Annotated in this window: 21 protein-coding genes and 2 pseudogenes; 13 read left to right on the top strand and 10 right to left on the bottom strand. The window is 68.3% G+C overall.

Annotation, left to right across the window (positions count from 1 at the left end; genetic code table 11):
- Positions 1 to 132 precede the first annotated feature (132 nt).
- Complete coding sequence (locus tag MBTS_RS14845) at positions 133 to 768, top strand: glutathione S-transferase N-terminal domain-containing protein (protein WP_147831473.1); 636 nt, start codon at positions 133 to 135, stop codon at positions 766 to 768.
- Positions 769 to 772: 4 nt separating this feature from the next.
- On the opposite strand, the gene MBTS_RS14840 is transcribed toward MBTS_RS14845, so the two are convergent.
- A complete protein-coding gene (locus tag MBTS_RS14840; protein WP_056149369.1) occupies positions 773 to 1,312 on the bottom strand; it encodes a DUF2147 domain-containing protein in 540 nt (179 codons plus the stop codon).
- Positions 1,313 to 1,625: 313 nt separating this feature from the next.
- On the opposite strand from MBTS_RS14840, the gene ndk reads away from it, so the two are divergent.
- A complete protein-coding gene (gene ndk, locus MBTS_RS14835; RefSeq protein ID WP_192215933.1) occupies positions 1,626 to 2,048 on the top strand; it encodes a nucleoside-diphosphate kinase in 423 nt (140 codons plus the stop codon).
- Positions 2,049 to 2,219: 171 nt separating this feature from the next.
- On the top strand, positions 2,220 to 2,597 hold the full coding sequence (locus MBTS_RS14830) for a hypothetical protein (RefSeq protein WP_147831471.1): 378 nt from the start codon (positions 2,220 to 2,222) through the stop codon (positions 2,595 to 2,597).
- A gap of 48 nt (positions 2,598 to 2,645) precedes the next feature.
- On the opposite strand, the gene purN is transcribed toward MBTS_RS14830, so the two are convergent.
- The 3 genes from purN to MBTS_RS14815 form a co-directional block, all read right to left on the bottom strand.
- Positions 2,646 to 3,314, bottom strand: a complete 669-nt coding sequence (gene purN / locus MBTS_RS14825; RefSeq protein ID WP_147831469.1) for a phosphoribosylglycinamide formyltransferase — start codon at positions 3,312 to 3,314, stop codon at positions 2,646 to 2,648.
- A complete protein-coding gene (gene purM / locus MBTS_RS14820; protein ID WP_056149373.1) occupies positions 3,314 to 4,396 on the bottom strand; it encodes a phosphoribosylformylglycinamidine cyclo-ligase in 1,083 nt (360 codons plus the stop codon). The genes purN and purM overlap by 1 nt, the downstream gene beginning before the upstream one ends.
- Before the next feature lie 215 nt (positions 4,397 to 4,611).
- Positions 4,612 to 6,363, bottom strand: a complete 1,752-nt coding sequence (locus MBTS_RS14815; protein WP_147831467.1) for a methyl-accepting chemotaxis protein — start codon at positions 6,361 to 6,363, stop codon at positions 4,612 to 4,614.
- 226 nt (positions 6,364 to 6,589) lie between these two features.
- Between MBTS_RS14815 and MBTS_RS14810 the strand changes: the two genes are divergently transcribed.
- From MBTS_RS14810 to MBTS_RS14790, 5 genes are all read left to right on the top strand, one after another.
- Positions 6,590 to 7,681 (top strand): AI-2E family transporter, encoded by a 1,092-nt coding sequence (locus MBTS_RS14810; RefSeq protein ID WP_056149378.1) that lies wholly within the window; start codon positions 6,590 to 6,592, stop codon positions 7,679 to 7,681.
- 8 nt (positions 7,682 to 7,689) lie between these two features.
- On the top strand, positions 7,690 to 8,412 hold the full coding sequence (locus tag MBTS_RS14805; RefSeq protein ID WP_018043499.1) for a P-loop NTPase family protein: 723 nt from the start codon (positions 7,690 to 7,692) through the stop codon (positions 8,410 to 8,412).
- Between the two features lie 97 nt (positions 8,413 to 8,509).
- Positions 8,510 to 11,062: an RNA degradosome polyphosphate kinase gene (locus MBTS_RS14800; RefSeq protein ID WP_192215932.1), complete on the top strand. Its 2,553-nt coding sequence runs from the start codon at positions 8,510 to 8,512 to the stop codon at positions 11,060 to 11,062.
- 47 nt (positions 11,063 to 11,109) lie between these two features.
- Positions 11,110 to 12,639, top strand: a complete 1,530-nt coding sequence (gene ppx, locus MBTS_RS14795; protein ID WP_147830336.1) for an exopolyphosphatase — start codon at positions 11,110 to 11,112, stop codon at positions 12,637 to 12,639.
- 43 nt (positions 12,640 to 12,682) lie between these two features.
- Positions 12,683 to 13,006, top strand: coding sequence for a hypothetical protein (locus MBTS_RS14790; protein WP_056149386.1), 324 nt, complete (start codon positions 12,683 to 12,685; stop codon positions 13,004 to 13,006).
- 16 nt (positions 13,007 to 13,022) lie between these two features.
- Here MBTS_RS14790 and MBTS_RS14785 read toward each other — a convergent pair whose 3' ends face one another.
- A complete protein-coding gene (locus MBTS_RS14785; protein ID WP_018043503.1) occupies positions 13,023 to 14,465 on the bottom strand; it encodes an acetamidase/formamidase family protein in 1,443 nt (480 codons plus the stop codon).
- 344 nt (positions 14,466 to 14,809) lie between these two features.
- On the opposite strand from MBTS_RS14785, the pseudogene MBTS_RS14780 reads away from it, so the two are divergent.
- Positions 14,810 to 15,193, top strand: a pseudogene (locus MBTS_RS14780) (PhnA-like protein); the annotation flags it as partial.
- A gap of 153 nt (positions 15,194 to 15,346) precedes the next feature.
- Here MBTS_RS14780 and MBTS_RS14775 read toward each other — a convergent pair.
- Complete coding sequence (locus tag MBTS_RS14775; RefSeq protein ID WP_018043505.1) at positions 15,347 to 17,680, bottom strand: NADP-dependent malic enzyme; 2,334 nt, start codon at positions 17,678 to 17,680, stop codon at positions 15,347 to 15,349.
- 84 nt (positions 17,681 to 17,764) lie between these two features.
- Between MBTS_RS14775 and MBTS_RS14770 the strand changes: the two genes are divergently transcribed.
- Positions 17,765 to 18,388, top strand: a complete 624-nt coding sequence (locus tag MBTS_RS14770) for a CatB-related O-acetyltransferase (protein WP_192215936.1) — start codon at positions 17,765 to 17,767, stop codon at positions 18,386 to 18,388.
- Between the two features lie 76 nt (positions 18,389 to 18,464).
- Positions 18,465 to 18,728, top strand: coding sequence for a DUF3297 family protein (locus MBTS_RS14765; RefSeq protein WP_018043507.1), 264 nt, complete (start codon positions 18,465 to 18,467; stop codon positions 18,726 to 18,728).
- Positions 18,729 to 18,744: 16 nt separating this feature from the next.
- Here MBTS_RS14765 and MBTS_RS14760 read toward each other — a convergent pair whose 3' ends face one another.
- The 3 genes from MBTS_RS14760 to aspS form a co-directional block, all read right to left on the bottom strand.
- Positions 18,745 to 19,077: a hypothetical protein gene (locus MBTS_RS14760; RefSeq protein WP_056149388.1), complete on the bottom strand. Its 333-nt coding sequence runs from the start codon at positions 19,075 to 19,077 to the stop codon at positions 18,745 to 18,747.
- Positions 19,074 to 19,943 carry a glycosyltransferase family 2 protein gene (locus MBTS_RS14755; RefSeq protein WP_056149391.1) on the bottom strand — a complete coding sequence of 290 codons (870 nt, stop codon included), beginning with the start codon at positions 19,941 to 19,943 and terminating at the stop codon, positions 19,074 to 19,076. Before MBTS_RS14755 ends, MBTS_RS14760 begins: the two co-directional genes overlap by 4 nt.
- A gap of 184 nt (positions 19,944 to 20,127) precedes the next feature.
- Positions 20,128 to 21,942 (bottom strand): aspartate--tRNA ligase, encoded by a 1,815-nt coding sequence (gene aspS, locus MBTS_RS14750; protein ID WP_056149393.1) that lies wholly within the window; start codon positions 21,940 to 21,942, stop codon positions 20,128 to 20,130.
- 189 nt (positions 21,943 to 22,131) lie between these two features.
- Here aspS and MBTS_RS14745 point away from each other — a divergent pair, with 189 nt between their 5' ends.
- A complete protein-coding gene (locus MBTS_RS14745; RefSeq protein ID WP_192215935.1) occupies positions 22,132 to 22,551 on the top strand; it encodes a hypothetical protein in 420 nt (139 codons plus the stop codon).
- Between the two features lie 94 nt (positions 22,552 to 22,645).
- The gene (gene rnd / locus MBTS_RS14740; RefSeq protein ID WP_056149395.1) at positions 22,646 to 23,797 is read left to right on the top strand and encodes a ribonuclease D; all 1,152 of its coding nucleotides are present in this window, start codon (positions 22,646 to 22,648) and stop codon (positions 23,795 to 23,797) included.
- 66 nt (positions 23,798 to 23,863) lie between these two features.
- Here rnd and MBTS_RS14735 read toward each other — a convergent pair.
- A pseudogene (locus tag MBTS_RS14735) lies at positions 23,864 to 24,673 on the bottom strand (hypothetical protein); the annotation flags it as partial.

The following is a 24,673-nucleotide window of genomic DNA, read 5'->3' as shown; positions in this document are numbered from 1 at the left end:
GGGCAAGATCCTTCGCGGTGCCGCGGCACACCGTCCACCGTTCGATGGCGGCGCGGATCCTGCAACCATCCGCCCCTCGCCCGGTTTGATCCGGCGACATGATGCGACCCTGACAGGAGCGGAACGTTTCCCATGGCCGCCGCCACCCAGAAGCCCATCGACCTCCATACCTGGGGCACGCCCAACGGTTGGAAGATCCCCATCATGCTGGAGGAGTGCGGTCTGCCCTACCGGGTGGTGCCGGTGAATATCGGCAAGGGCGACCAGCTGGCGCCGGACTTTCTGGCGATCTCACCCAACAACAAGATCCCGGCCATCGTCGACCCGGACGGCCCGGGGGCCAAGCCGATCACGGTCTTCGAATCGGGGGCGATCCTGCAATATCTAGGGCGAAAGACCGGCTGCCTCTACCCCACCGACGAACGCGCCCGGGTGGCCGTGGACGAGTGGCTGTTCTGGCAGGTCGGGGGCTTCGGACCGATGCTCGGTCAGATGCACCATTTCCGCATCCATGCGGAGGAGAAGATCCCCTACGCCATCGAACGGTTCTCGGCGGAAGCCCATCGTCTCTACGGCGTGCTCGACCGGCGCTTGGCGGATCGCGACTACATCGCCGATACGTATTCCATCGCCGACATCGCGATCCTGACCTGGGCCAAGCATCACGAGAAGCAGGGAATCGATCTGGCGACCCTGCCGAATGTCCGTCGCTGGCTCGACACAGTCCTGGCGAGGCCCGCCGTGAAACGGGGCCTCGCCGCGATCTGAGCCGCTACTTCTTGGCTTCGACCTGAGGCGCGGCCGGCTTGGCCGCGGGCTTCGGCGCCGGCTTGGGAGCGGCTTCGGAAGCCGGAGTCACGGCGGCCTGCTGGTTCACGTCCGGCACGCGGGTCCAGGTTTCCGAGCCGCACAGGACCTTGAGAAGGCATCCGGACACGCTCAACTCGGAGCCGGATTCACGCTCCAGGCTGACCTGATAGATCTTGCCCTCGTCGATATTGTAGATGTCGCCGGAGAACTTCTCTTCGTCGGGGGCGAGACCTTCGATGAGCTGCAGGCCGATGACCGGGCGCAGGCGCTTCTTCGGGTCGGGGTTCTTGGCGTCGGTGCGCGGCGCACCCGTCTCGGTGGTCGGCGTCTTCAGCCACACGACCTTACCGCAGATGTTCGCGCTGTTCGGGCCGCAATGATCGATGCGGATCTTGGCGCGGCCATCCTTCGTGAGCCAGGTGCCGGACGGGTCCTTCGACGGGGCCGCAGCGGCGGCGACGAGTCCGGAAAGCAGGAAGGCGGAGGTCAGGGCAACGCGCATGGCTTTTGGTCTCTTGGTGCCTGTGAAGGGCCGCGGCGCATCGGCGGGAGCGTCGCGAAGGGTCGTGAGCCTGGGGTCGAGAGCTTGGTCGTGGCCGCGCCGGACGTGGAGAACGGTCCGGGCCGGCGTCTTCTGCTGTGAGAAGACACCAGCAATCGGGCGAATTTCCGGCACTGTTGCGCCGAAGCCATGACCAAGGGAATTCCGCTGTGGATGCGCCGTCTTCGTCCTTCGGGTTGAGAGGACGGGGCGTGCCCGCTATAAGCCGGCCGCCGAAGCCGTTTTCGGCTGAGCGAACATAACCGGACTGAACATGGCCACCGAGCGCACTTTCTCCATCCTGAAGCCCGACGCGACCAAGCGGAACCTCACCGGCGCCGTGAATGCCGTGATCGAGAAGGCGGGCCTGCGCATCGTCGGCCAGCGTCGCATCCAGATGACCCAGGCCCAGGCCGAAAAGTTCTACGAGATTCACAAGGAGCGCCCGTTCTTCGGTGAACTCGTCTCCTTCATGACCTCGGGCCCCGTGGTCGTGCAGGTGCTCGAGGGCGAGAACGCCGTCGCCGCCTACCGCACCGTGATGGGCGCCACCAACCCGGCCAACGCCGACGAGGGCACCATCCGCAAGACCTTCTCCGAGTCGGTCGGTGAGAACACAGTGCACGGTTCGGACAGCGCCGAGAACGCGAAGATCGAGATCGCGCAGTTCTTCCACGATTCCGACATCGTCGGCTGAGCCCGACCGGCTTTCGCGCCGCCAACGGGTTCGTGATCGCATCGTCGTCCGGTGAACCGGGAGCGTGGCGCGGAACGATGCCGGGTGTGGCGCGAACGCCCTTGCGCGCGAGTCCTGCCGGGCGTGAAAGGAATTCCCTTAACCGAATCCCTTTCACGGACCCCACATTCCATGCGCTCCATCGCTCCGCGCACCGGCCGGATCCTGCTCGCCGCCGGCCTCATCTCCCTGCTCGCCGCGTGTAACGCGAACAAGGGGACGCCCACGGCCTCCCTCGAAGGCTACACGCCCGATCCGGCCCTGAAGACGGCTTCCGCCGGCAACCTCACCGGTCGTGTGCGCCACGCCTGCACGGTGACGCAGGCCCGCCTGCAGAGCGTCCCCGAGGCGTCGCTCGCTCGCCCGTGCGGCTGCTACGCCAAGCAGACCCTGGCGAGCCTCAACCCGGCCGAGCTCGAATCCTACCGCACCACCGGCTATTTCAACGATTCCGCCCGCGCCAAGGCGCTGTCGGCCCTCGACAGCTGCAGCCTGCCGCGCCCGGCGTAAGCCGTCATCATCGCCGATCTCGATATCTCGGGATCGGCGGCTCGGGCCTCATCCTTGCGCGGGCAGGCTGAGCAAGGCCCCCTGGGCCGGCCTGATGTCTCCGGCGAACACGACGCGGCCACTCTCCAGCCTTGCCCGTCCGCCGGCGATCAGCGCCAGGGCACGCGGGTAGAGGAGGTGTTCCTCCACGAGAATGCGCGCGGCGAGACTGTCGGCATCGTCGTCCGGCAGGACCGGGACGGCGGCCTGGGCCACGATCGGCCCGGCATCGAGTTCCGGCACCACGTAATGCACCGTGCAGCCGTGCAGCCGCACGCCCGCCGCCAGGGCCTGCTCGTGGGTATGGACGCCGCGAAACAGCGGCAGCAGCGAAGGATGGATGTTGATCATCCGCCCGGCCCACGCCTCGACGAAGCCCGCGGAGAGAATCCGCATGAAGCCGGCCAGCACGACGAGCTCGATCCCGGCCGCTTCGAGTTCCGCGTTCAGGGCGGCATCGAAGCTCGCCCTGTCGGGATAGGCGCGGTGATCGAGCGCCGTCGTGGCGATCCCGGCGCTCGCCGCATGGGCGAGCCCGCCCGCCTCCGGCCGGTTGGAGGCGACGAGGACGATCTCGGCCGGATAATCCGGGGCCTTCGCGGCCTCGATCAGCGAGACCATGTTCGAGCCGCGTCCCGAGATCAGGATCGCGACCCGCATCTTGGGTCGGGGAGCCATCACAGGGCGAGCTTGCCCTGGAAGGTCACCGGATCGGGTCCGCGCTCGGTGATGAGCCCGAGGCGGATCGGCGAGGCGCCTGCGGTGTCGAGCGCCCGGGTCACCGCCGACACGCTCTCCGGCGAGACCACCGCCACCATGCCGATACCGCAATTGAAGGTGCGCAGCATTTCGGATTCCGCGACCCCGCCGACCTTCGAGATCCATCCGAAGACGGGCGGCGGAATGATCGCGTCGAGGTCTATGCTGATGCCGACACCGTCGGGCAGGACGCGGGGCAGGTTGTCGGGAAAGCCGCCGCCGGTGATGTGGGCGAGCGCCTTGATCCCGTCGGTTGCCTTCAGGGCGGCCAGCAGCGGCTTCACATAGATCCGGGTCGGCTCGAGGAGAGCGTCGCCCAGCGAGCGCGACGGCTCGAACGGGGCCGGGTCGTCGTAGGAGAGGCCGCTTGCCTCGACGATCCGGCGGACCAGCGAGAAGCCGTTGGAATGCACCCCGGAGGAGGGCAGGCCGAGGACGACGTCGCCTGGCGCGATGCCGGGACGTGGCAGGAGCTTGCCACGCTCGGCGGCGCCGACGCTGAAGCCGGCCAGATCGTAATCCGACCCGTCGTAGAGGCCCGGCATCTCGGCGGTCTCGCCACCGATGAGCGCGCAGCCCGCGATCCGGCAGCCCGCCGCGATCCCGCGCACGATGTCGGTGCCGACGCCCGGCACCAGCTTGCCGGTGGCGTAATAATCGAGGAAGAACAGCGGCTCGGCGCCCTGGACGATGATGTCGTTCACGCACATCGCCACGAGATCGACGCCGATCGTATCGTGGCGGCCGGTCTCGATGGCGATCTTGACCTTGGTGCCGACGCCGTCATTGGCCGCCACCAGAATCGGGTCGGAGAAGCCGGCGGCCTTCAGGTCGAACAACCCGCCGAACCCGCCGATCTCGGCATCCGCGCCGGGCCGGCGGGTGGAGCGCACCAGCGGCTTGATCGTCTCGACCATGGCGTTGCCCGCATCGATATCGACGCCCGCATCCGCGTAGGTCATTCCGTTCCGGCTCTCGCCGTTCTTGCTCTCGGCCGTCATCGGCACCTCGTCTCAACGTCCTGTCCCGGCTGCTTTAACGGGTCGCGGCGGTCTCGGCGAGTCGTCGCGGACGAGTTCGGCACCCGGTGCCGGGCGCGGAAGCAGATTTCGATCGCCTCAACCGTTCGACGAGGGCCGCACCGGGCTCGCCGATCCCCGCGCCCGCTTCGATGAACCGGACAGGCGACGCCTTTGCGCGGATCGGAGCATCGTCCTCAGGCGGCGCGAAGCTGCGCCAGAAAACGGGTGACTTCGGCATCGAGATGGTCGGCATCGTGCGAGACCGAGGAGGCGACGGAAAGCACCCTCTCGGCCGCTCCGCCGGCCCTCTGCGCCGCGTCGGCGACGCCGCCGATATGAGACGTGACCTGACCGGTGCCATCGGCGGTCTGGTGGATGTTGCGAACGATCTCCCGGGTCGCTGCCCCCTGTTCCTCCACCGCGGCCGCGATCGCGCCCGAGATCCCGCTCAAGTCGTCGATGCGCCCGGCGATGGCGCCGATCGCCGTGACCGCCTCCCGGGTGACCGACTGGATGTCGCCGATCTGGGAGGCGATCTCGTCGGTGGCCCTGGCGGTCTGGGTGGCGAGTTCCTTGACCTCGGCCGCCACCACCGCGAAGCCGCGTCCCGCTTCGCCGGCACGCGCGGCCTCGATGGTGGCGTTGAGGGCGAGCAGGTTGGTCTGGCTGGCGATGCCGTTGATCATCGCCACCACGTCGCCGACGCGGGTCGCCGCCCGGCTCAGATCCTGGACCAGCCCGGCGGTGCGCCCGGCCTCCGTCGCGCTCGCCTGCGTCAGCGCCGCCGAACTGTCGACCTGACGGCCGACCTCCGACACCGAGGCACTGAGTTGCTCCGCCGCCGCCGCTACGGCGGCGACGTTGGCCGAGGCCTCCTCCGCGGCACGGATCACCGCGCCGGAACGGTCGGCGGTGTCGCCGGCCATCTGCGACATCGCCTGCGCGGTGTCCTGCAGTTCGCCCACCGAGGTCGCCACGGCGCGGACGATGCCGCCGAAAGCCGCTTCGAAGGCCTGCGCCAGGGTTTCGGTCTGAGCCCGGCGCGCGATCTCGCGCTGTCGGGTTTCCCCGGCATGACGCTCCGCCACGTCCCGGGCGAGGTTGGCCTTGAACGCTTCGAGGCCCCGGGCGAGGCTGCCGACCTCGTCCCGGCGGTCCAGGCAGGGCACCGCGGCGGCGTAATCGCCCTCAGCGATCCGGCCCATGGCCAGGCCGACCGCGCCATAGCCGCGGACCAACGCCTCGTGGGCGAACCAGCCGAGGGCCAGGAACGTGGCGACGGTGGCGACCAGCGTGCCGACGACGACGGCGAAATAGAAGTGTGCCTGGGCTTCGTCCGCCGCGACGGCCGCGTCGGTGCGGGACTGCATCAGCCCGTAGAACGCGTCGAGCGGCTTCATGATCTGCGCCTTGAAACCGTGATAGGCCTCCGAATGGACGAGCCCGATCGCCCGATCGCGGTCTCGGGCGGGGTTCGGTTGTGCCAGGGGCTGGCCATCCTTGTCCTTGCCCTCGACGAGATTCATCGCCTCGACCTCGAGATGAACCAGCCCGTCGGAATTTCGGACCGATTCCGCCAGCATGTCGGTTTCCTGCCGGCTGAAGCCGAGCCGCTTCATCAGGTCGTGCACCGACACGGTCTCGCCGTCGGGGCGCGGCTTCGCCACGCCGGCCGCGACGAAATCCCAGTAGATGCGATGATACTCCTCCGGGCGCGGCTTGCGGCCGGAGCGTATGTCAAGGATGTCCAAATATTGCTGCTTGTACGACGCTTGGCCGGTGACGACGTAGGTGCGGCCGAGCCGGGTGAGATCGTCCGAAGACTGCCGGATCTCGTCGGCGAGGAGGATCGATTGCTGGCGGGTCGCGTAGGCCGCGCTCACTTGGTCGACAGCCCGTCCATAGAGAATGATGGACCCGGCCAGCAGCAAGCTGGATACTAGCATAGCCGTGATCAGACCAATAAACCTGTGCGATAGACTCATTTTATCCCCGCGCCGTTGAGGGACAGTACAGTCTAGATCGTTAAAAATCCGCTTTCCCGAGGATGAAAGTCGTTCACGCTCGTTCCCCTGCCGCGGGCCGTGCGGGGCCTTCGCGGGCGAGCCTTGACCCCGCCGCACCGCCTTCCCACTCTTGTGCGCGGGCGACGGGCGAGACGGAGGAGGGCCGATGCGCGGCAGGGCGGTGATCGGACTGGTGGGCCTCGGCGTCGTCGCGCTGCTGCTCTACCTGCTCTCGGGCGTGATGTTGCCTTTCGTGGCGGGTCTGGCCCTCGCCTATCTTCTCGACCCCATGGCCGACAGGCTCCAGCGCTGGGGTCTCGGGCGGCTCTCCGCCTCGCTCCTGATCCTCGCGATGTTCGTCGTCGGGCTCGTGGTGATCCTGCTGATCGTGGTGCCCCTGGCGGCCAATCAGATCTCGGCGCTCGTGACGACCCTGCCCGGCATGGTTTCACGGCTTCAGGGCATCATCGTCGAGCGGGTCGGGCCGATCCTCACACGGGTCGGCGGGGCGGACGTTCTCAACGACCTGCAATCCTCCGTCGGAGCCCTGGTGGGGCAGGGCGGCACGTGGTTCCTGGCCTTCCTCAAATCGCTGTGGTCGGGCAGCCAGGCGCTTGTCTCCATCGCCTCGCTCCTCGTCGTGACCCCCGTCGTGGCCTTCTACCTCCTCGTCGACTGGGACCGGATGGTCGCCACCGTCGACGGCTGGACCCCTCCGCGCCACCGCACCACCGTGCGGCGTCTGGCCGGCGAGATCGACCGGGCGATCATCGGCTTCGTGCGCGGACAGACCCTGGTCTGCCTGATCCTGGGGACGTTCTATGCCGTCGGCCTGTTCTTCGTGGGCGTGAATTTCGGCGTGCTGATCGGGATGATCGCGGGTTTCCTCACCTTCATCCCCTATGTCGGCACGCTCGTCGGGTTCCTGCTCTCGGTGGGCGTCGCCCTGGTCCAGTTCTGGCCGACCTCCGACTGGCTTCATATCGGACTGACCGTCGCCGTGTTCGTGGTCGGCCAGTTTTTCGAGGGCAACGTCATCTCGCCCAAGCTCGTCGGTGACTCGGTCGGCCTGCACCCGGTCTGGCTGATGTTCGCGCTCCTGGCCTTCGGCTCGCTGTTCGGGTTCCTCGGTCTGCTGCTGGCCGTCCCCGTCGCGGCCTCCATCGGCGTCATCGTGCGCTTCGCGATCTCGCGTTATCTCCAGAGTCCGCTCTACTATGCCGAGGAACCGATCCTGATTCAGAAGCGCGAGGGATGAGATCGCCGATGCGCGAGGCCGCGCCCCCGAAGCAGCTCGCCTTCGACCTGCCCCTCGACCCGCGCTACGGCCGCGAGGACTTCCTGGTGGGGCCGGCCAACGAGGCGGCCTACGGGCTGATCGAGGCCTGGCCGCGCTGGCCCGATACGGTCTGCCTCATCACCGGGCCGTCGGGCAGCGGCAAGAGCCACCTCGCCTCGATCTGGGCGACGCGCTCCCATGCCTGGACCGTCCCGGCCTCCGAGGTCACCGCCGATTCGGTCACGCATCTCGTCTCCAACGGCGCCCTGGTCATCGAAGATATCGACCGCCCCGAGGGCCGCGAGGAAGCGGCCCTGTTCCACCTCCTCAACCTCGCCCGCGAGAACGGCAGCCCCGTCCTCATCACGGCGGCCGCACCGGTGGAGGCGCTCGGCCTCGTCACCGCCGATCTGCGCTCGCGCCTGAGGCTGGCACCGGGCGCCACCATCCTTCCCCCCGACGACGCGCTGATGCGGGCGGTGCTGGTCAAGCTCTTCGTCGACCGCCAGCTCGTGGTCGATCTCAGCGTCGTCGAGGCCATCGCCCTGCGGATCGACCGCTCCCTCGCCAGGGCCCGGGCCGTGGTGGCCGAACTCGACCGCGACGCCTTGAGGCGCGGCCGCCGCATCACGAGGCCGCTGGCCATGTCTGTCCTGGCCGATCTGGGAGTGCCGGACGACGAGACCGACGAGGACGACGCGCCGGCTTGATCGCCCGCCCATCCCGATTGTCATGGAATTGTCAGACGCGACGGCCCGGCCGCATGCTACGAGGCCGTTCGTTCGAGCAGAGTGAGGAGAAGACCCGTTGCCGGAAGTGGATTCGGACGCGATCGCCAAGGAGTCGGACATCAAGGGATCGGATATGGAGGGAACGGCTGTCGAGGAGCGGAAGATCGCTCCAGCGGCCGACGCCTCGCCAGACGAACCCCGCTCCGGTGACGACGGCCGCGGCTCCGCGGCACCCGAATCCCTGGCGCCCAAACGCCCCTCCGCCCGGCGCCGGCCGGCGGAGGCCGGTCCGGTTCGCCCCGCGACCGTCCGGACACGGACGACGAAGCCCGGCCCCGGAGCGCCTCTCCCGGCAGAATTGGCCTCGTTCGACGAGGCCCCCGAGGCACAGACGGAATCGGGCTCGATTCTGGCGGAGACGATCATGGCCGACACGGCGACAGAACGAGCGACAGTCGAACCCGTGGCGCGGGAGACCGTGCTCGCCGCCGGCCGCGCCCTGCGCCATTCGCCCGAGCGCTTCGTGAACCGGGAACTGTCCTGGCTGCAGTTCAACCGCCGGGTGCTGGAAGAGGCCTCCAACGCCAGCCATCCACTGCTGGAGCAGCTGCGCTTCCTCTCGATCTCGGCCAACAACCTCGACGAGTTCTTCATGGTCCGCGTGGCGGGCCTGCACGACCAGGTCCGCGCCGGCCTGATCCAGCCGTCGCAGGACGGGCTCAGCCCGTCCGAGCAGCTCACCCGCATCGGTTCCGAAGTCTCGCGCCTCGCCCTCGACCAGCAGCGGCGCTGGCGCGAGTTGCGTGACGACCTCCACGGTGTCGGCGTCGACCTCGTGGAGCCCGGCAACCTCACCCCCGATCACAAGGCCTGGCTCGAGGAGTACTTCCTCAGCCACGTCTTCCCGGTGCTGACGCCGCTCGCCATCGACCCGGCCCATCCGTTTCCGTTCCTGTCGAACCTCGGCTCCAGCATCGCCCTGATGATGGTGCGCCCCCGCGACGGGCGGACCCTGCGCGCCCTGATCCGGCTGCCCGCCGTCCTGGACCGCTTCGTGCGCCTGCCGGAGGTCGCGGGGGAATCCACCGCCCGCTTCATCGCCATCGAGCAGGTCATCGTCCTGTTCACCGGCCGCCTGTTCCCGGGCTACTTCGTGAAAGGGCAGGGGGCGTTCCGGGTGATCCGCGATTCCGACCTCGAGATCGAGGAGGAGGCCGAAGACCTCGTCCTGCATTTCGAGAGCGCCCTGAAGCAGCGCCGCCGCGGCGTCGTCATCAGGCTCGAAGTCGAGGCGGGAATGCCGGAGGATCTGCGCGCCTTCGTCGCCGACGAACTCGAGATCGGCTACGACGCGATCTTCGTGGTCGAGGGCATGCTCGCCCTCAACGAATTGTCGCAGATCGTGGGGATCGACCGGCCGGACCTGAAGTTCAAGTCGTACAACCCGCGCTTCCCCGAGCGCATCCGCGAGAGCGGCGGCGACGTCTTCGCCGCCATCCGGCAGAAGGACTTCATCGTCCACCACCCCTACGAATCCTTCGACGCGGTGGTGCAGTTCCTGGCCCAGGCCGCCCGCGACCCCAACGTGGTGGCGATCAAGCAGACGCTCTACCGCACCTCCTCGAACTCGCCGATCGTGGCGGCGCTGGCGGAGGCTGCCGAACTCGGCAAGTCCGTGACGGCGCTGGTGGAGCTGAAGGCGCGCTTCGACGAGGAGGCCAATATCCGCTGGGCCCGCGACCTGGAGAAGGCCGGCGCGCAGGTGGTGTTCGGCTTCATCGAGCTGAAGACCCACGCCAAGCTGTCGATGGTGGTGCGGCGCGAGGGCGACAAGCTCGTGAGCTACTGCCATGTGGGCACCGGCAACTATCACCCGATCACGGCGCGGGTGTACACCGACCTGTCGTTCTTCACCGCCGACCCGGCGGTGGCCCGCGACGTCAGCCGCATGTTCAACTACATCACCGGCTATGCCGAACCGGCCGAACTCGAGCGCATGGCGGTCTCGCCGCTGACCCTCAAGCCCCGGCTCTTGGAAAACATCGCGGCGGAAGTGGCCCATGCCAAAGCCGGGCGGCCGGCGGCGATCTGGATCAAGTGCAACTCCCTGGTGGACGGGCAGATCATCGACGCGCTCTACGACGCGTCCCAGGCCGGGGTGCAGATCGACTGCATCGTGCGCGGCATCTGCTGCCTCAGGCCGGGCATTCCCGGCCTGTCGGATACGATCCGGGTGAAATCCATCGTCGGGCGCTTCCTCGAACACGAGCGGATCTACGCCTTCGGCAACGGGTTCGGCTTGCCGCACCCGAAGGCGACGGTGTCTATCTCGTCGGCCGACCTGATGACCCGCAACCTCGAACGGCGCGTGGAGGCGCTGTTGCCGATCACTAACCAAACGGTGCATCAGCAGGTGCTGGACCAGATCATGCTCGCCAATCTCCTCGACAACCAGCAGAGCTGGCGTGTACTGGCGTCTGGAGCGAGTGAACGTGTCCAGCCCTCCGAGGGCGAGGAGCCGTTCAACGCGCACAAGTACTTCATGACGAACCCGAGCCTGTCCGGCCGGGGCAAGTCCTCGAAGAAGTCGAGTCCGCGCGCGCTGAGCCGTAGAGCCCAGCGTCCTTGAGCGGGCGATACCGGCAGGAGCTGGTCGTGGGACTTCCTCGTGACGGCATGACAGGTACGGGCTTCACGACTCAGGGGGATCCCGGCGTGCAGGATCGCGTGGAACCGGTAGCGATCATCGACATCGGGTCGAATTCCGTGCGGCTCGTGGCCTATGACGGCCTGAACCGCGCGCCGACGCCGCTCTACAACGAGAAGGTCCTGTGTGGCCTCGGCCGTAACGTGTTCAGCACGGGCCGGCTCAACGAGGAGGCGGTTCGGCGCGCCCTCAGCGCGTTGGCGCGCTTCCGCATCCTCTGCGAGACCATGCGCGTCGGCCGCGTCTTCGTGCTGGCCACGGCCGCCGCGCGCGACGCGCAGAACGGCCCGGAATTCCTCGCCGCGGCGGAGGCCGCCTGCGGCCACCGGATCGAGCTCCTGTCGGGGCGGCGGGAAGCGGAGCTCTCCGCCCTCGGTGTGATCTCCGGTTTCCATACGCCGGATGGGGTCGTCGGCGATCTCGGCGGCGGCTCCCTCGAACTGGTGGACGTGCGCGGCGCCACGGTGGGGCAGGGGGTGACGATGCCGCTCGGCGGTCTCGCCCTTCAGGATCTCTCCGGCGGGTCGGTGAAGAAGGCCCTCAAGATCGCCCGCGAGAACCTCGCGAAGGCAGCCCCCCAGTTGGAGACCCTGCGCGGGCGCAGCTTCTACGCGGTGGGCGGCACCTGGCGGGCGCTCGCCCGCCTGCATCAGGCCGCGCGGGGCTACCCGCTCCACGTCATGCACGGCTACAGCATCGAGCCTTCCGACGAACTCAGCTTCCTCGAAGTGGTGGAGCGCACCGACGCCGCCCTGCTGCAGGACGTGGAGGCCGTCTCGGAGGCGCGCCGGCCCCTCCTCGCCTATGGCGCCGTGGTGCTGGAGGAGATCATCCGCGTCGGCCGCCCCCGCGAGCTCGCCATCTCGGCCTCCGGGGTGCGCGAGGGGCTGCTCTACGAGCAGCTCGACCGCGACACCCGCCTCACCGACCCGCTCCTCGCGGCGGCGGCGGAACTGAACCGACTCCGCGCCCGCTCACCGGGCCACGGCAGCGACCTCATCGCCTGGACCGACCGGTTCGTCGCCACCCTCGACGGGCCGGAGACGGCCGACGAGCGCCGCCTGCGGCACGCCGCCTGTCTCCTCTCGGATATCGGCTGGCGCGCGCATCCCGATTACCGGGGTGAACAGAGCATCAACGTCATCACGCATGCCGCCTTCGTCGGGATCGACCACCCCGGACGGGCCTATCTCGCCCTGGCGGTCTATTTCCGTCACGAGGGCGTCGCGGCGGACAAGGCCAGTCCGATGCTGCGCAGTCTCGCCGGGCCGCGCCTGTTCGAACGGGCCCGCCTCCTCGGCGCCCTCCTGCGTGTCGCCTTCCCGATCTCGGCGGGAATGGAGGGGGCGCTGGCCCGCATGCCCCTCCTCGTCGCGGATCGACGGGTGACCCTGACCCTGCCTTCGAATTTGGCCGCGCTGCCGGGCGATCGCCTCCTCAACCGCGTCCGCGGCCTCGGCCGGGTGCTGGGTCTGGAAGGGCGGATCGATACCGCCTGATAGCGTCGCGGGGTCATAGCCTCGGCCGTTCGGAGGATTGTCGATGCCGACCGTCTACGTCTTCGCCGTCCTGACTCTCGTCATTCTTTCATGCCTGTCGGCCCTTGCGGGCTCTTGGGTGGGTGATCTCGACCGGCTTCCGATGCAATGGGGCCTGAACGGGCAGCCGACATGGTACGCGCCCACATGGATCGCGCTCGGATTCATCCCGGCGATCGGCCTGATCGTCATGGCGACGGTGGCCGTCAGCCATGGCCCCGGCGACGACGGGTCCGCTGTCGCCCGAAACATGGCGACGGTCGGAGCCATCCTGATCGCCGCCGAGGTCTTCTATCTCTTCATGCTGCGACGGCACCTCATCGGCTGATCGACGACGCGGCGCGTCACGCCGGCCTGTCCGCGAAGATCGCTTTCTTGACGATGGCGTGGACGCCCCAATTGCCGTCCACCACCTGGGTAATGCCGAAATCGACGGCGATGGACATCAGCGAGATCGCCTCGTCCTCCGTCAGCCCCTTCGCCTGCATCAGGAAGGACCGCATCTTGCGGAAAGCATCGCGCATGGCGAGGTCGATGGAGGATTTGGAGAAGATCTCGTTCTGCGCGTCGGGGCCGAGATCGGCGAGGTAGTTCGGGTAGCTGAAGCCCGAGAGCACCCAATCCTCGGACGTCTCGATCATCGGGAAATCGAGGGTCTCCAGCGCCGTGCCGGCGAGATCCGCCTTCTTGTGCAGGACGAACTGGAAGGTGCCGGTGAGCGAGCACTCGATGGCGGTGCCGCAGAGTTCGGAATCGCCCTGGCTGGCATGCGGATCGCCCACCGAGAACAGGGCGCCCGGCACCGCGACGGGATAGTACATCGTCGCGCCCTTGCCGATGCGCCAGTTGTCGATGTTGCCGCCGGTGTAACTCGGGGGAATCGAGTTCACCATGTCGGCCTCCTTGGGCGCGAGGCCCATCGTGCCGAAATGCGGGCGGATCGGCACCCGCACCCCCTTGAGCACGTCGAAATTGCGCTGCGTCTTGGTGTGGTCGACGGGAATGCCCGGATAATCGATGGTGGGATGCGCCACGCCGAACGGATCGGTGACCCCCGGCCAGCGGAAATTGTACACCGCCTTCGCCCAGTCGCGGGCGCCGCTCGCATCGACTTCATAGATGGTGATGACCTCGCGCGCCCGGTCGCCGGTGATCATGTCCTTGTAGTGGTAGCCCCACCAGGCGGCGGCGTTGCTGCCGAAGCTGCGGCCCTTGAAGGCGGGGTTGGCGCAGGGGCGGGGCGCCACATCGAGGATGCGCACCTCCAGCACGTCGCCGGGCTCCGCGCCGCGGATCGCCACCGGGCCGGTACAGATGTGGACGCCGAGCCCCCCGCCCGGTCCGAGGGGGCCGGTCTCCGGACCGGCGCCGCGGCGGGCCACACCCTTCTTGTCCTTGGTCCAGAGGAACACGCTCTCGGCGCCGGGATCGCCCGTCACCATGCGCTCGGCATCGTCGTTGGCGTGGTGGGTCAGGGTCTCGATGGTGACGTAGTCGCCGGACGCGATCTCGACCTGGGGCTTCAGCAGTTTCGAGAAATAGCCCCAATGGACGGTCTCGGCGGTGGCCGGCAGATGATAATGCGCCGTCTGCCGGATGCCCTTGGCGCTCGTCTGCGCCAGCGCGGGGCCGACGAGGGACAGGCCGCCGGCCGCCATCGCCGCCGCGCCCCCGGTGGCGACGAAGCCGCTCTTGAGGAAGGCCCGCCGCTCGGGCGCGAGGTCGCCGAGGAAACGGCGGCGATGCTCGGCGAAATGGGTGCAGTTCGGATCGTCACCACGGCACATTGGAATCTCCCGACCGGCCCTTGATCCGAATCCTGTATGCAATCCAGTGGCCAGTTTTCACGCGCCGGATCTCAAGGGAAATCCCGACACGATCCGCTCGCCGGTAGGCGAGGACCGACGGGATGATGGGCGGATGGATTTCCGTCAGGCGGAGCGAACATTTCCCGACGACGCACGTGGACCGGCGCTGATTTCCAGCCTCCCCGAGCGTGTCGGGGAAGCTGGAACGCGTCCCTGGATATCGAAGACACGAACGACTTCACGCTCCCCGCAAAATTCTGCCGGGACGACGGTGTCCTTGCGCGTGATCCTCATCCTTCACATCTGTTTTCAGGATCTCCTCCTTGGCTCAATCCCCCACTCTGAAGCCTGTCGTCGCAACGCCACCGGCCCTCGACGCCCGCCCGGCCCTGTACAATCAGGTCTCCTGGGGCGCGATCTTCGCCGGCGCCGTGGCGGCCCTCGTAGCGCAGATGATCCTCAACATGATCGGCCTCGGCATCGGCTTGTCGACCCTGGATCCCGCTGGCAACGACACCCCGACCGCCGCCAGTCTGTCCACCGGCGCCGGCCTGTGGTGGGTCGTCTCCGGCATCGTCGCCTCGCTCGCCGGCGGGTTCCTCGCCGGGCGCCTCTCGGGCAAGCCGCTGGCCAGCACCAGCGGTTGTCATGGCCTCGTCTCCTGGGCCGTCACCACCCTGGTCATCGTCTACCTGCTCACCTCGGCGGCCGATTCGGCGCCGTGACTCAGGCCGCCTACGGCGACCGCCTTGTCCGATCCCACCGCTTCCGGGCACACGAACGAAAAAGCCCCCCGAGGAATCGGGGGCCTTTTTCGTGGTATCGGCCGCGGAGGACGAGCGACGTCCCGCCTGTTCTTCCTATTCGGAGAGGGGCGTCAGACCCGGCTCGACCGACGCGATCGTCGGCTCGACGGCGCCCGCCTGCGCCTCCACCACCGCCGCGGCGGTGACGTTGACGATGCCGCGCGCCGTCACCGACGGCGACAGGATGTGGGCGGGCCGGGCCGGGCCGATCAGCAGCGGCCCCACGGGCAGGGCGTCGGCCAGGACCTTGGAGAACTGGAAGGCGATGTTGGCCGCGTCGAGATTGGGGAAGATCAGGACGTTGGCAGAGCCCTTGAGGGGCGAGCCCGGCAGCACCCGGTCGCGGATCAGGCCGGACAGGGCGGTATCGGCCTGCATCTCGCCATCCACCTGGAGGTCCGGCCGGCGACCCTGGATCAGCCCCAGCGCCGCGCGCATCTTCTGGGCCGAGCGGGAATCGGACTGGCCGAAATCCGAGTGGCTGAGGAGGGCGATCTTGGGAGTGAGGCCGAAGCGCGCCACGTGGCCGGCGCAGGCCACCGCCACGTCGGCGATCTCCTCGGCGCTGGGATCGGGCCGGACATGGGTGTCGGCGAGGAAGTAGGCGCCCTCCTTGGTGACGATGAGGCTCATGGCGGCGAAATCGAGCACGCCCGGCGCGAGGCCGATCACGTCGCGGATTACCCGCAGGCGCGTCTCGAACCGGCCCTCGAGTCCGCAGATCAGTGCGTCTGCCTCGCCCCGGCGCACGGCGATGGCGCCGATCACGGTGTTGTTGGTGCGCACCAGGGTGCGCGCGGCATCCGGCGTGATCCCGCGACGCCCGGCGACTTCGAGATAGGTCGCGACATAGTCGCGGTAGCGCGGATCGTCCTCGGGATCGATCAGGTCGAAATCCGTGCCCTGCCGGATCGACAGGCCGAAGCGCTTGATCCGGGTCTCGATCACCCGCGGGCGCCCCACCAGGATGGGTCGGGCCACATGATCCTCGACGATGGCCTGGGCGGCGCGCAGCACGCGCTCGTCCTCACCCTCCGCGTAGAGGACGCGCTTGGGATTCTCCTTCGCCTTGGTGAAGATCGGCTTCATGATGAAACCGGAGCGATGGACGAAGCGGTCGAGACTGTCGGCGTAGGCCTGGATGTTCTCCAGCGGCCGGCCGGCGACGCCCGAATCCATCGCGGCCTGCGCCACGGCGGGGGCGATCCGCAGGATCAGGCGCGGATCGAAAGGGCTCGGAATCAGCGAATGCGGGCCGAAGGGCCGGGCCTCGCCGCCATAAGCGCGGGCGACCACGTCGGACGGAGTCTCGCGGGCCAGCGCGGCGATCGCCTTCACGGCGGCCTTCTTCATCTCCTCGTTGATAGACGTGGCGCCGACATCGAGGGCACCGCGGAAGATGTAGGGGAAGCACAGGACGTTGTTGACCTGGTTCGGGAAATCCGAGCGCCCGGTACAGATCATCGCGTCGGGGCGCTTCGCCTGCGCCAGATCCGGCATGATCTCCGGATAGGGGTTGGCGAGCGCCATGATCAGCGGCTTCTCGGCCATCTTCTCCAGGTATTCCGGCTTCAGGACGCCGCCGGCCGAGAGGCCGATGAACACGTCGGCGCCCGGAATGACCTCGGCCAGCGTCCGGGCCTCGGTCTCCTTGGCGTAGACGTCCTTCCAGCGGTCCATCAGTTCGGCGCGGCCCTTGTAGACCACGCCCTTGATGTCGGTGACGGTGATGTTCTCGACCCTGGCGCCGAGCGACACCAGCAGGTTGAGGCAGGCGAGCGCCGCGGCGCCCGCGCCCGAGGTGACGATGCGGACGTCGGAGAGCTGCTTGCCGGCGAATTCCAGGGCGTTGAGGACGGCCGCCGCCACGATGATCGCGGTGCCGTGCTGGTCGTCGTGGAAGACCGGGATGTTCATCCGAGCCCGGCACTGCTCCTCGACCTCGAAGCACTCGGGTGCCTTGATGTCCTCGAGATTGATGCCGCCGAAGGTCGGCTCCAGGGAGCAGACCACGTCCACCAGCTTGCCGACGTCGTTCTGGTCCACCTCGATGTCGAACACGTCGATCCCGGCGAACTTCTTGAACAGGACCGCCTTGCCCTCCATCACCGGCTTCGAGGCGAGGGGGCCGATATTGCCGAGACCGAGCACGGCGGTGCCGTTGGTGAGCACCGCCACGAGGTTCTGGCGGATGGTGAGTGTGGCGGCCTCCTGCGGGTCGTCGTAGATCGCCATGCAGGCCGCGGCGACGCCGGGGGAATAGGCCAGCGCCAGATCGCGCTGGTTCCCCAACGGCTTCGTCGCCTGGATCTCGAGCTTTCCGGGCCGGGGTAGGCGGTGGTAGACGAGGGCTCCGGATTTGAGATCGTCGGACATGTTGTCGCCCATGAGCCTCACTCCCTTCATCGCGGGCTCTGACGGCGCCGCGGAGCTTTCCCGCCGGTCTTCGGGATGCATTGATTGAAAACTCTGTTGCACCGCTTGCGGAGTGGGCGCAACCCGCACAACGAAACCCGCCTGCACCTCGCCAAAATGGTGAAAACCCATGGTTTCTCCATCGGCTCGTACTCCTATGGCCGTCCGAAAGTGCGGTTCCCGGAAGCTGGGCGGCACCTTACGATCGGCCGGTATTGTTCCATCGCCGACAGGGTCGAGATCCTCCTCGGCGGCGGCCACCGCCTCGACTGGGTGACCACCTATCCCTTCGCGGCCATGGGGGGACTCTGGCCGGGGGTGGAGGCGCCGGCCGATTATCATGCCTCGCGCGGCGACGTGACCATCGGCAGCGACGTCTGGCTCGGCTCAGGCTGCATGATCCTGTCCGGCGTCACCATCGGGCACGGCGCCGTGGTGGGGGCCCATGCCGTCGTCAGCCGGGACGTGCCGCCCTACGCGATCGTCGCCGGCAACCCCGCGCGGGTGATCCGCCACCGCTTCGATCCGGAGCATGTGGTGGCCCTGCTGGAGACGGCGTGGTGGGACCTGCCCCCCGAGGCGGTGCACGCTCTGGTGCCCCTGCTTCAAAGCGACCGTATCGACGATCTCATCGCGGCGGCGCGGGCGGCCAGGGCCGGCGGCGTTGCGGGCGGGGCGTGAATCGCTTACCCGGACCCTTCGTCCCGACGCGTCAACGATCGCTCGACTCCGATCATCGATTCCCAAGGCAACGCCGATGTCCGACACGCCTCCCGACCGCCTCGCGGTGAACCCGACCAGCCCGTTCTACAACGAGGCCATCCTGGAACGCGGCATCGGCATCCGCTTCAAGGGCGTCGAAAAGACCAATGTCGAGGAATACTGCGTCAGCGAAGGCTGGGTCCGCCTGTCGGCCGGCAAGACCCTCGACCGCGCCGGCAACCCGATGACGGTGAAGCTGAAGGGCCCGGTGGAGCCGTACTTTCGCGATGCGGCCGAGGGCGATTCTGCCTCCGCCTGATCCTCGGCCCGCCCGGTCACGGAACGGCCGGCCCGTCGCTCTCCCCGCCCCGGTCTCCCTCGCGCTTGCGCCGCTCCCCGGCGAAATTGCGCAGGGCGGTCTCGACCAGGGCGTCGACCTGAGCCGGGCCGGTGGAGGCCCGGATTACCAGGCTGGTGATCGCGTCGGGATGGTTCTTGCGCTGCTTGGGCGTCCGGGCGTGGTTCGAGATCCGAAGCGCGTAGGTGCAGCCCTCCGGCTTCAGGTAGACGCTGTCGCCGCGCGTGTTGCGTGCGACGACGACGAAGCCCTGCGCCGCGACGCCGGCGACGGCGCGGGCCAGGGCGGCCGTCGGATTGAGCAGGCTCATGCGAGCCCTTCCCGAGCGAGGGCGGTGCGCCCACGGATGGCAGCGAGGGCGCCGGCCGCCGAACCGGCATAGCGCTCGATCAGTGGCCGGCGGAAGCTCAGGGATGCCAAGGCCGCCTTCGGAGCGTTGACCGCGAGCATGGCCGGGCTCGGGTCCGGCAGGCCGTACTTGCGCGAGACATAGGCCCGCGACCAGGCCTGATGCCAGCGGGTGCGGAAGACCCGGCCGGGCTCCGGCGCCGACGAGCGCCCGCGCCCATGCAGGGCGACCGCGCCGTGGACATGGACCAGGGAGCGGCCGGAATCGGCGACCCGGCGGCACAAATCGTCATCCTCGTAGAACAGGAAGATGTTCGGATCGAACCCGCCGAGGGCGAGGAACAGGTCCCGCCGGATCATCAGGCAGGCGCCGGAGAGGAACGGCGCGCAGGCATCGCCGTCGGGCAAGGCTCGGTTGCCGGGTGGGTTGGTGAGGTAGGGCGCGAGCAGCGAGCGTGGCTGGTAGAAGAACCGCCCGTCCGGCTCCATCAGGCGCGGCGCGAGCAGGCCCGCATCCGGATAGGCGGCAGCCGCGCGCAGGAGCGCATCGACCGCGCCGGCCCGCAGCACGATGTCCGGGTTGAGGATGAGCACGCGCTCCGCACGGTCGGCGGCGCGTATACCGATGGTGTTGGCCCGGCCGTAGCCCTCGTTGCGAAGATTGCGGACCACCCTGGCCCCGGCCGCCTCGGCGACGCCCGCCGACCCGTCGCGGCTCGCATTGTCCACGACGATGGCCGGCACGTGCTCGGCTGCGAGCGCCGTGAGACAGGTCGGCAGCGCATGCGCACTGTCATGGCTGACGACGATGGCGACGAGGGAGGGCATGTCGGCCCTGTCAATGTTGGAGGGATCGGGCGCTGCAAACCCTCCCCCTCTGCGGGGGAGGGTGGCCCTCGCGTCAGCGAGGGTCGGGAGAGGGGAGCGCGCAGTCCGGAGAGGTCGCCCCCCCTCTCCAGCCTGCTCCGTAGGTACCCTCCCCCACAGAGGGGGGAGGGTGGTGTGTCGCGGCTCAGCCCTGCTTCTCGGGCAGATTCAACCGGATGTGGAGCTCGCGCAGCTGCTTCGGCGTCGCCTCGGCGGGGGCGCCCATCATCAGGTCCTCGGCGCGCTGGTTCATGGGGAACAGCACCACCTCGCGCAGGTTCTGCTCGCCGCAGAGCAGCATGACGATGCGGTCGATTCCCGGCGCGATGCCGCCGTGCGGCGGGGCGCCGAGCTTCAGCGCGTTGAGCATGCCGCCGAATTTTTCTTCGAGCACCTCTTGGCCGTAGCCGGCGAGACCGAAGGCCTTTTCCATCACCTCGGGGCGGTGGTTACGGATCGCGCCGGAGGACAGCTCCGTGCCGTTGCAGACGATGTCGTACTGGAACGCCTTGATGCCGAGGATCTTCTCGGCCTCGCTCGGATCGAGGGCGAGGAATTCCTCGCGGTCGAAATTCGGCATCGAGAACGGGTTGTGGGAGAAGTCGATCCGCTTCTCGTCCTCGTTCCACTCGTACATCGGGAAGTCGGTGATCCAGCAGAACGCGTACTGGTCCTTGTCGGAGAGGTTCAGTTCGTCGCCGATGCGGATGCGGGCCTTGCCGGCCAGAGCCGCGGCCTTGCCCTCGGTGCCGGCGGAGAAGAACACCGCGTCGCCGGCCTTCGTGCCGGTCTTCTCGCGGATGAGGGCCTGGATCTCCGAAGGGATGAACTTGGCGATCGGCCCCTTGCCGGTGACCGTACCGTTGTCGTCCTCGAAGATGATGTAGCCGAGGCCCGGCGCGCCCTCGGCGCGGGCGAAGTCGTTGAGCTTGTCGAAGAACGAGCGCGGTTGCGTCGCCGCCCCCGTGGCCGGGATGGCGCGGACCACACCGCCGGACTTGATCACCCCCTTGAAGGCCTTGAACTCGACCTCGTCGCGGGCGAACTCGTCCGTCACGTCGGCGATGATCAGCGGGTTGCGCAGATCCGGCTTGTCGACGCCGTATTTCAGCATCGCCTCGGCATAGGGGATGCGCGGGAAGGTCTCGGTGACGCGCTTTCCCTCGGCGAATTCCTTGAAGACGTCGCGCAGGACCGGCTCCACCGAATGGAACACGTCCTCCTGGGTGACGAAGCTCATCTCGATGTCGAGCTGGTAGAACTCGCCCGGCGAGCGGTCGGCGCGGGCATCCTCGTCGCGAAAACACGGCGCGATCTGGAAGTAGCGGTCGAAGCCGGCGATCATCGTCAGCTGCTTGAACTGCTGCGGCGCCTGCGGCAGCGCGTAGAACTTGCCGGGGTGCACGCGGGACGGCACCAGGTAGTCACGGGCGCCTTCCGGGCTGGAAGCGGTGAGGATCGGCGTCTGGAACTCGAAGAAGCCGCCTTCGCGCATGCGGCGGCGGAGCGAATCGATGATCGCGCCGCGCTTCATGATGTTGGCGTGCAGCTTGTCGCGACGCAGATCGAGGAAGCGGTACTTGAGGCGCGTCTCCTCCGGGTAGTCCTGGTCGCCGAAGACCGGCACCGGCAACTCGCCGGCGGGGCCGAGAACCTCGATGTCGTCGATATAGACCTCCACCGTTCCGGTGGGCAGGTCGGCATTCTCGGTGCCGGCAGGGCGCGTGCGCACGCGTCCGTCGATGCGGATCACCCATTCCGAGCGGGCGAGGTTGGCGGTCTTGAACGCCTTCGAATCGGAATCGACCACGCATTGGGTGCGGCCGTAATGATCGCGCAGATCGATGAAGAGCACGCCGCCATGGTCGCGGATGCGGTGGCACCAGCCGGAAAGGCGAACGGTCTCGCCGACGTCGGACGGGCGGAGGGCCCCGCAGGTATGGGTACGATAACGGTGCATGACGGGCTCTTCAGATTGAGCGGCGCACCATTCACGCGAGGGCGGGCAAGTCAAGGTGAAGGCGATCCCAGGAGATCGCGACGGCAGGGCGCGTAAGCGGGAGCCGGGATGAACCCGGAGCGGGCGCCGCCGAGGGGCCGGAGGGGGAGGGACCTTACGAGAACGAGGGTGCATTCCCATATCAAGCCCATGAATGCGAACGCGTTTTTCGACATTTTGCACGAGGCCGCAGTGGCTCCCTCGGCACTCGGGAAGCCCGCGGAACGGGGCGAGCATAAGCCCGGCGTATGGCAGGTCCTGCCGCTCGAAGGCCGGTTCGAGATCGTCTACGAGGATTCCCGCGGTCTCTGGAGCACGCGTGCCCTCGACGCGCGCGAGTTGAGGCTCGGCCCCGGCCGGACGCTGCTCGGCGGCATCGATCACGCACGCGGCGGTTATCGCGGCTTCCGGGTGGACCGGATGCGGCGCCTGACCGAGGAGGGCGGGCCTCGGAGGAATGCCGGCATCCTCGACTGGCTTCTCGCCCGCGCCGAGGCCCAGCGGCGCCAGCGTACCGAACTGGTGCGCAGCCTCGCGCGCCGGAACCGGCCCCGCAAGCGCGCCGCCTGACGAGGGACGTGCAGCACGGGATGTGGGGGATAGGCGCGCGCGGTGCGAGATACGATCTCGCCTCGCGCGTCAACCTCCGATATAGCCGGCTCTCATGGATCTCATCGCCACCACGCCGGCTCTCGCCGAGGCCTGCAGCCGTTTCGCCGGACAGCCGTTCGTCACCGTCGACACGGAGTTCATGCGGGAGACGACCTACTACCCCAAGCTCTGCCTCATCCAGATGGCGGGGCCGGACGGGTCGGGTGTGCTCGTCGACCCGTTGTCCCCCGACATCGACCTCGCGCCGTTCTTCGCGCTGATGGCCGACGAGGGCGTGGTCAAGGTGTTCCACTCGGCGCGCCAGGATCTCGAGATCATCTGGCTGCTCGGCGGGCTTCTGCCGCAGCCGTTCTTCGACACGCAGGTCGCCGCCATGGTATGCGGCTACGGCGATTCGGTCTCCTACGAGCAGCTCGTCAACGACGTGGCCAAGGCCAAGATCGACAAATCCTCCCGCTTCACCGACTGGTCGCGCCGTCCGCTCTCCGACGCCCAGTCGAGCTACGCCCTCTCCGACGTGACCCACTTGGTGAAGGTCTACGAGGTGCTGGCTGGGCAGCTCCTCTCCACCGATCGCGGCGAATGGCTCGACGAGGAAATGAGCGTCCTCACCTCGCCGGAGACCTACAAGGCCGACCCGGCCCAGGCCTGGCGCCGGTTGTCCGGCCGCATGCGCAAGCCGCGCGAGATCGCGGTTCTGGCCGAGGTCGCCGCCTGGCGCGAGCGTGAGGCGCAGACCCGCAACGTCCCTCGCGGGCGCATCCTCAAGGACGAGGCGGTGATCGACATCGCCACCTCCGCTCCGCGCAGCGTCGAGGCCCTGGGGCGCCTGCGCTCGATCCCGGCGGGCTTCGAGCGTTCGCGGACCGGAACGGACATCCTCGCCGCCGTGGAGCGCGGCTTCCAGCGCGACCTGTCCGACATCGTCCTGCCCGAGCGCAGCCGGGGTCGGGGCGGCAACGGCGCCGTGGTGGAATTGCTGAAAGTGCTGCTCAAGGCGGTCTGCGAGGCCGAGGACGTGGCGCCCAAGATCGTCGCCACGATGGATGACCTCGAAGCCATCGCCGAAGACGACGAGGCCGACATCGCCGTCCTGCACGGCTGGCGCCGGACGCTGTTCGGCGAGAAGGCGCTCGCCCTCAAGGCCGGCCGCCTCGCCCTGTCGGCCGAAAATGGCCGCATCGTGGTGCGCGAACTGAATTGAACCCGGCCCCAAACGCTCTGCCCCCTCCTGTAGGGAGCGAGCGACGCGGGCGTCGTCCCGGGTCGCTTAATTCGCCTTCGCGCTCACATCCAGCCTGTCGAGGACGGCGCCCGGTGTCGGGGCCGCGCTGAATTCGAGCATGCCGATGCCGCCGGCGTTCTTCGCCTTGGCGCTGAGCAAGAACGTGCCCGGCTTTGTCACGAACTGGCCCAGGGCCGCGCCGATGGCCTTGGCGCCGGCCGAATTGCCGAGGATGGCCGGCACGCCGAACGTGGTGGCGGTGACGTATTCCTGGGTCAGTTCCTCAGGCTTGAGGCTCAGGCTCTTCGACTGCGAGGCGATGAAGCGCTCGAACAGGCCGGTATTCTCGATCCGCAGGTCGAGGGCCTTGGCGGTGGCGCCCAGCATGGCGAAGGTCGAGACGCTCGGATCGGGGTCGAACACCGCAGGTCCGATACCACCGAGGGTGCCGTTGATCGTCACGCTGCCCATGTCCTTGCCCGACACCGATACCTCGCTGAAGGAGAGCTCCTTGGCGGCTTCGTTCCAGGCCGTGTCGGCGACGACGTTCAGGTCGAGGTCGCGGTAGCCATAGGCGCCGAGGGAGCCGAGCCCCGGGATTCCGGCCACCGCCGAGGCGGGAAGGGTGAGACCCGAGAGATTGGCCCGGCCGGTGGTTGGCACCCCGTCGCGCAGCGGGCCGAAGGCGAGGGCGCCGTCGCGCAGGCCGATATGCGTGGGCGCCGTCGCGGCCGGAGGGAGCACGGGCGAGGCGGCGCCGGGGGGCTTCGCGGGGGGCTTGGGGGAAGCGGGCACCTCGTCCGGCGGCAGGTCGAGACTCAGATCCTTGAATGCCAGGGTGCCGAGGGCCGGGGT

This window comes from Methylobacterium bullatum, from assembly GCF_014845095.1.
GTDB classification, from domain to species: domain Bacteria; phylum Pseudomonadota; class Alphaproteobacteria; order Rhizobiales; family Beijerinckiaceae; genus Methylobacterium; species Methylobacterium bullatum.
The sequence above is the reverse complement of the archived record's forward strand: the minus strand, read 5'-3'. Positions and strand labels throughout refer to the sequence as shown.

Excerpts from the sequence above, each read along its gene's own strand:
- MBTS_RS14845 (WP_147831473.1), top strand. The coding sequence starts at position 133 with ATGGCCGCCGCCACCCAGAAGCCCATCGACCTCCATACCTGGGGCACG.
- MBTS_RS14840 (WP_056149369.1), bottom strand. The coding sequence starts at position 1,312 with ATGCGCGTTGCCCTGACCTCCGCCTTCCTGCTTTCCGGACTCGTCGCC.
- ndk (WP_192215933.1), top strand. The coding sequence starts at position 1,626 with ATGGCCACCGAGCGCACTTTCTCCATCCTGAAGCCCGACGCGACCAAG.
- MBTS_RS14830 (WP_147831471.1), top strand. The coding sequence starts at position 2,220 with ATGCGCTCCATCGCTCCGCGCACCGGCCGGATCCTGCTCGCCGCCGGC.
- purN (WP_147831469.1), bottom strand. The coding sequence starts at position 3,314 with ATGGCTCCCCGACCCAAGATGCGGGTCGCGATCCTGATCTCGGGACGC.
- purM (WP_056149373.1), bottom strand. The coding sequence starts at position 4,396 with ATGACGGCCGAGAGCAAGAACGGCGAGAGCCGGAACGGAATGACCTAC.
- MBTS_RS14815 (WP_147831467.1), bottom strand. The coding sequence starts at position 6,363 with ATGCTAGTATCCAGCTTGCTGCTGGCCGGGTCCATCATTCTCTATGGA.
- MBTS_RS14810 (WP_056149378.1), top strand. The coding sequence starts at position 6,590 with ATGCGCGGCAGGGCGGTGATCGGACTGGTGGGCCTCGGCGTCGTCGCG.
- MBTS_RS14805 (WP_018043499.1), top strand. The coding sequence starts at position 7,690 with ATGCGCGAGGCCGCGCCCCCGAAGCAGCTCGCCTTCGACCTGCCCCTC.
- ppx (WP_147830336.1), top strand. The coding sequence starts at position 11,110 with ATGACAGGTACGGGCTTCACGACTCAGGGGGATCCCGGCGTGCAGGAT.
- MBTS_RS14790 (WP_056149386.1), top strand. The coding sequence starts at position 12,683 with ATGCCGACCGTCTACGTCTTCGCCGTCCTGACTCTCGTCATTCTTTCA.
- MBTS_RS14785 (WP_018043503.1), bottom strand. The coding sequence starts at position 14,465 with ATGTGCCGTGGTGACGATCCGAACTGCACCCATTTCGCCGAGCATCGC.
- MBTS_RS14775 (WP_018043505.1), bottom strand. The coding sequence starts at position 17,680 with ATGGGCGACAACATGTCCGACGATCTCAAATCCGGAGCCCTCGTCTAC.
- MBTS_RS14765 (WP_018043507.1), top strand. The coding sequence starts at position 18,465 with ATGTCCGACACGCCTCCCGACCGCCTCGCGGTGAACCCGACCAGCCCG.
- MBTS_RS14760 (WP_056149388.1), bottom strand. The coding sequence starts at position 19,077 with ATGAGCCTGCTCAATCCGACGGCCGCCCTGGCCCGCGCCGTCGCCGGC.
- MBTS_RS14755 (WP_056149391.1), bottom strand. The coding sequence starts at position 19,943 with ATGCCCTCCCTCGTCGCCATCGTCGTCAGCCATGACAGTGCGCATGCG.
- aspS (WP_056149393.1), bottom strand. The coding sequence starts at position 21,942 with ATGCACCGTTATCGTACCCATACCTGCGGGGCCCTCCGCCCGTCCGAC.
- MBTS_RS14745 (WP_192215935.1), top strand. The coding sequence starts at position 22,132 with ATGAATGCGAACGCGTTTTTCGACATTTTGCACGAGGCCGCAGTGGCT.
- rnd (WP_056149395.1), top strand. The coding sequence starts at position 22,646 with ATGGATCTCATCGCCACCACGCCGGCTCTCGCCGAGGCCTGCAGCCGT.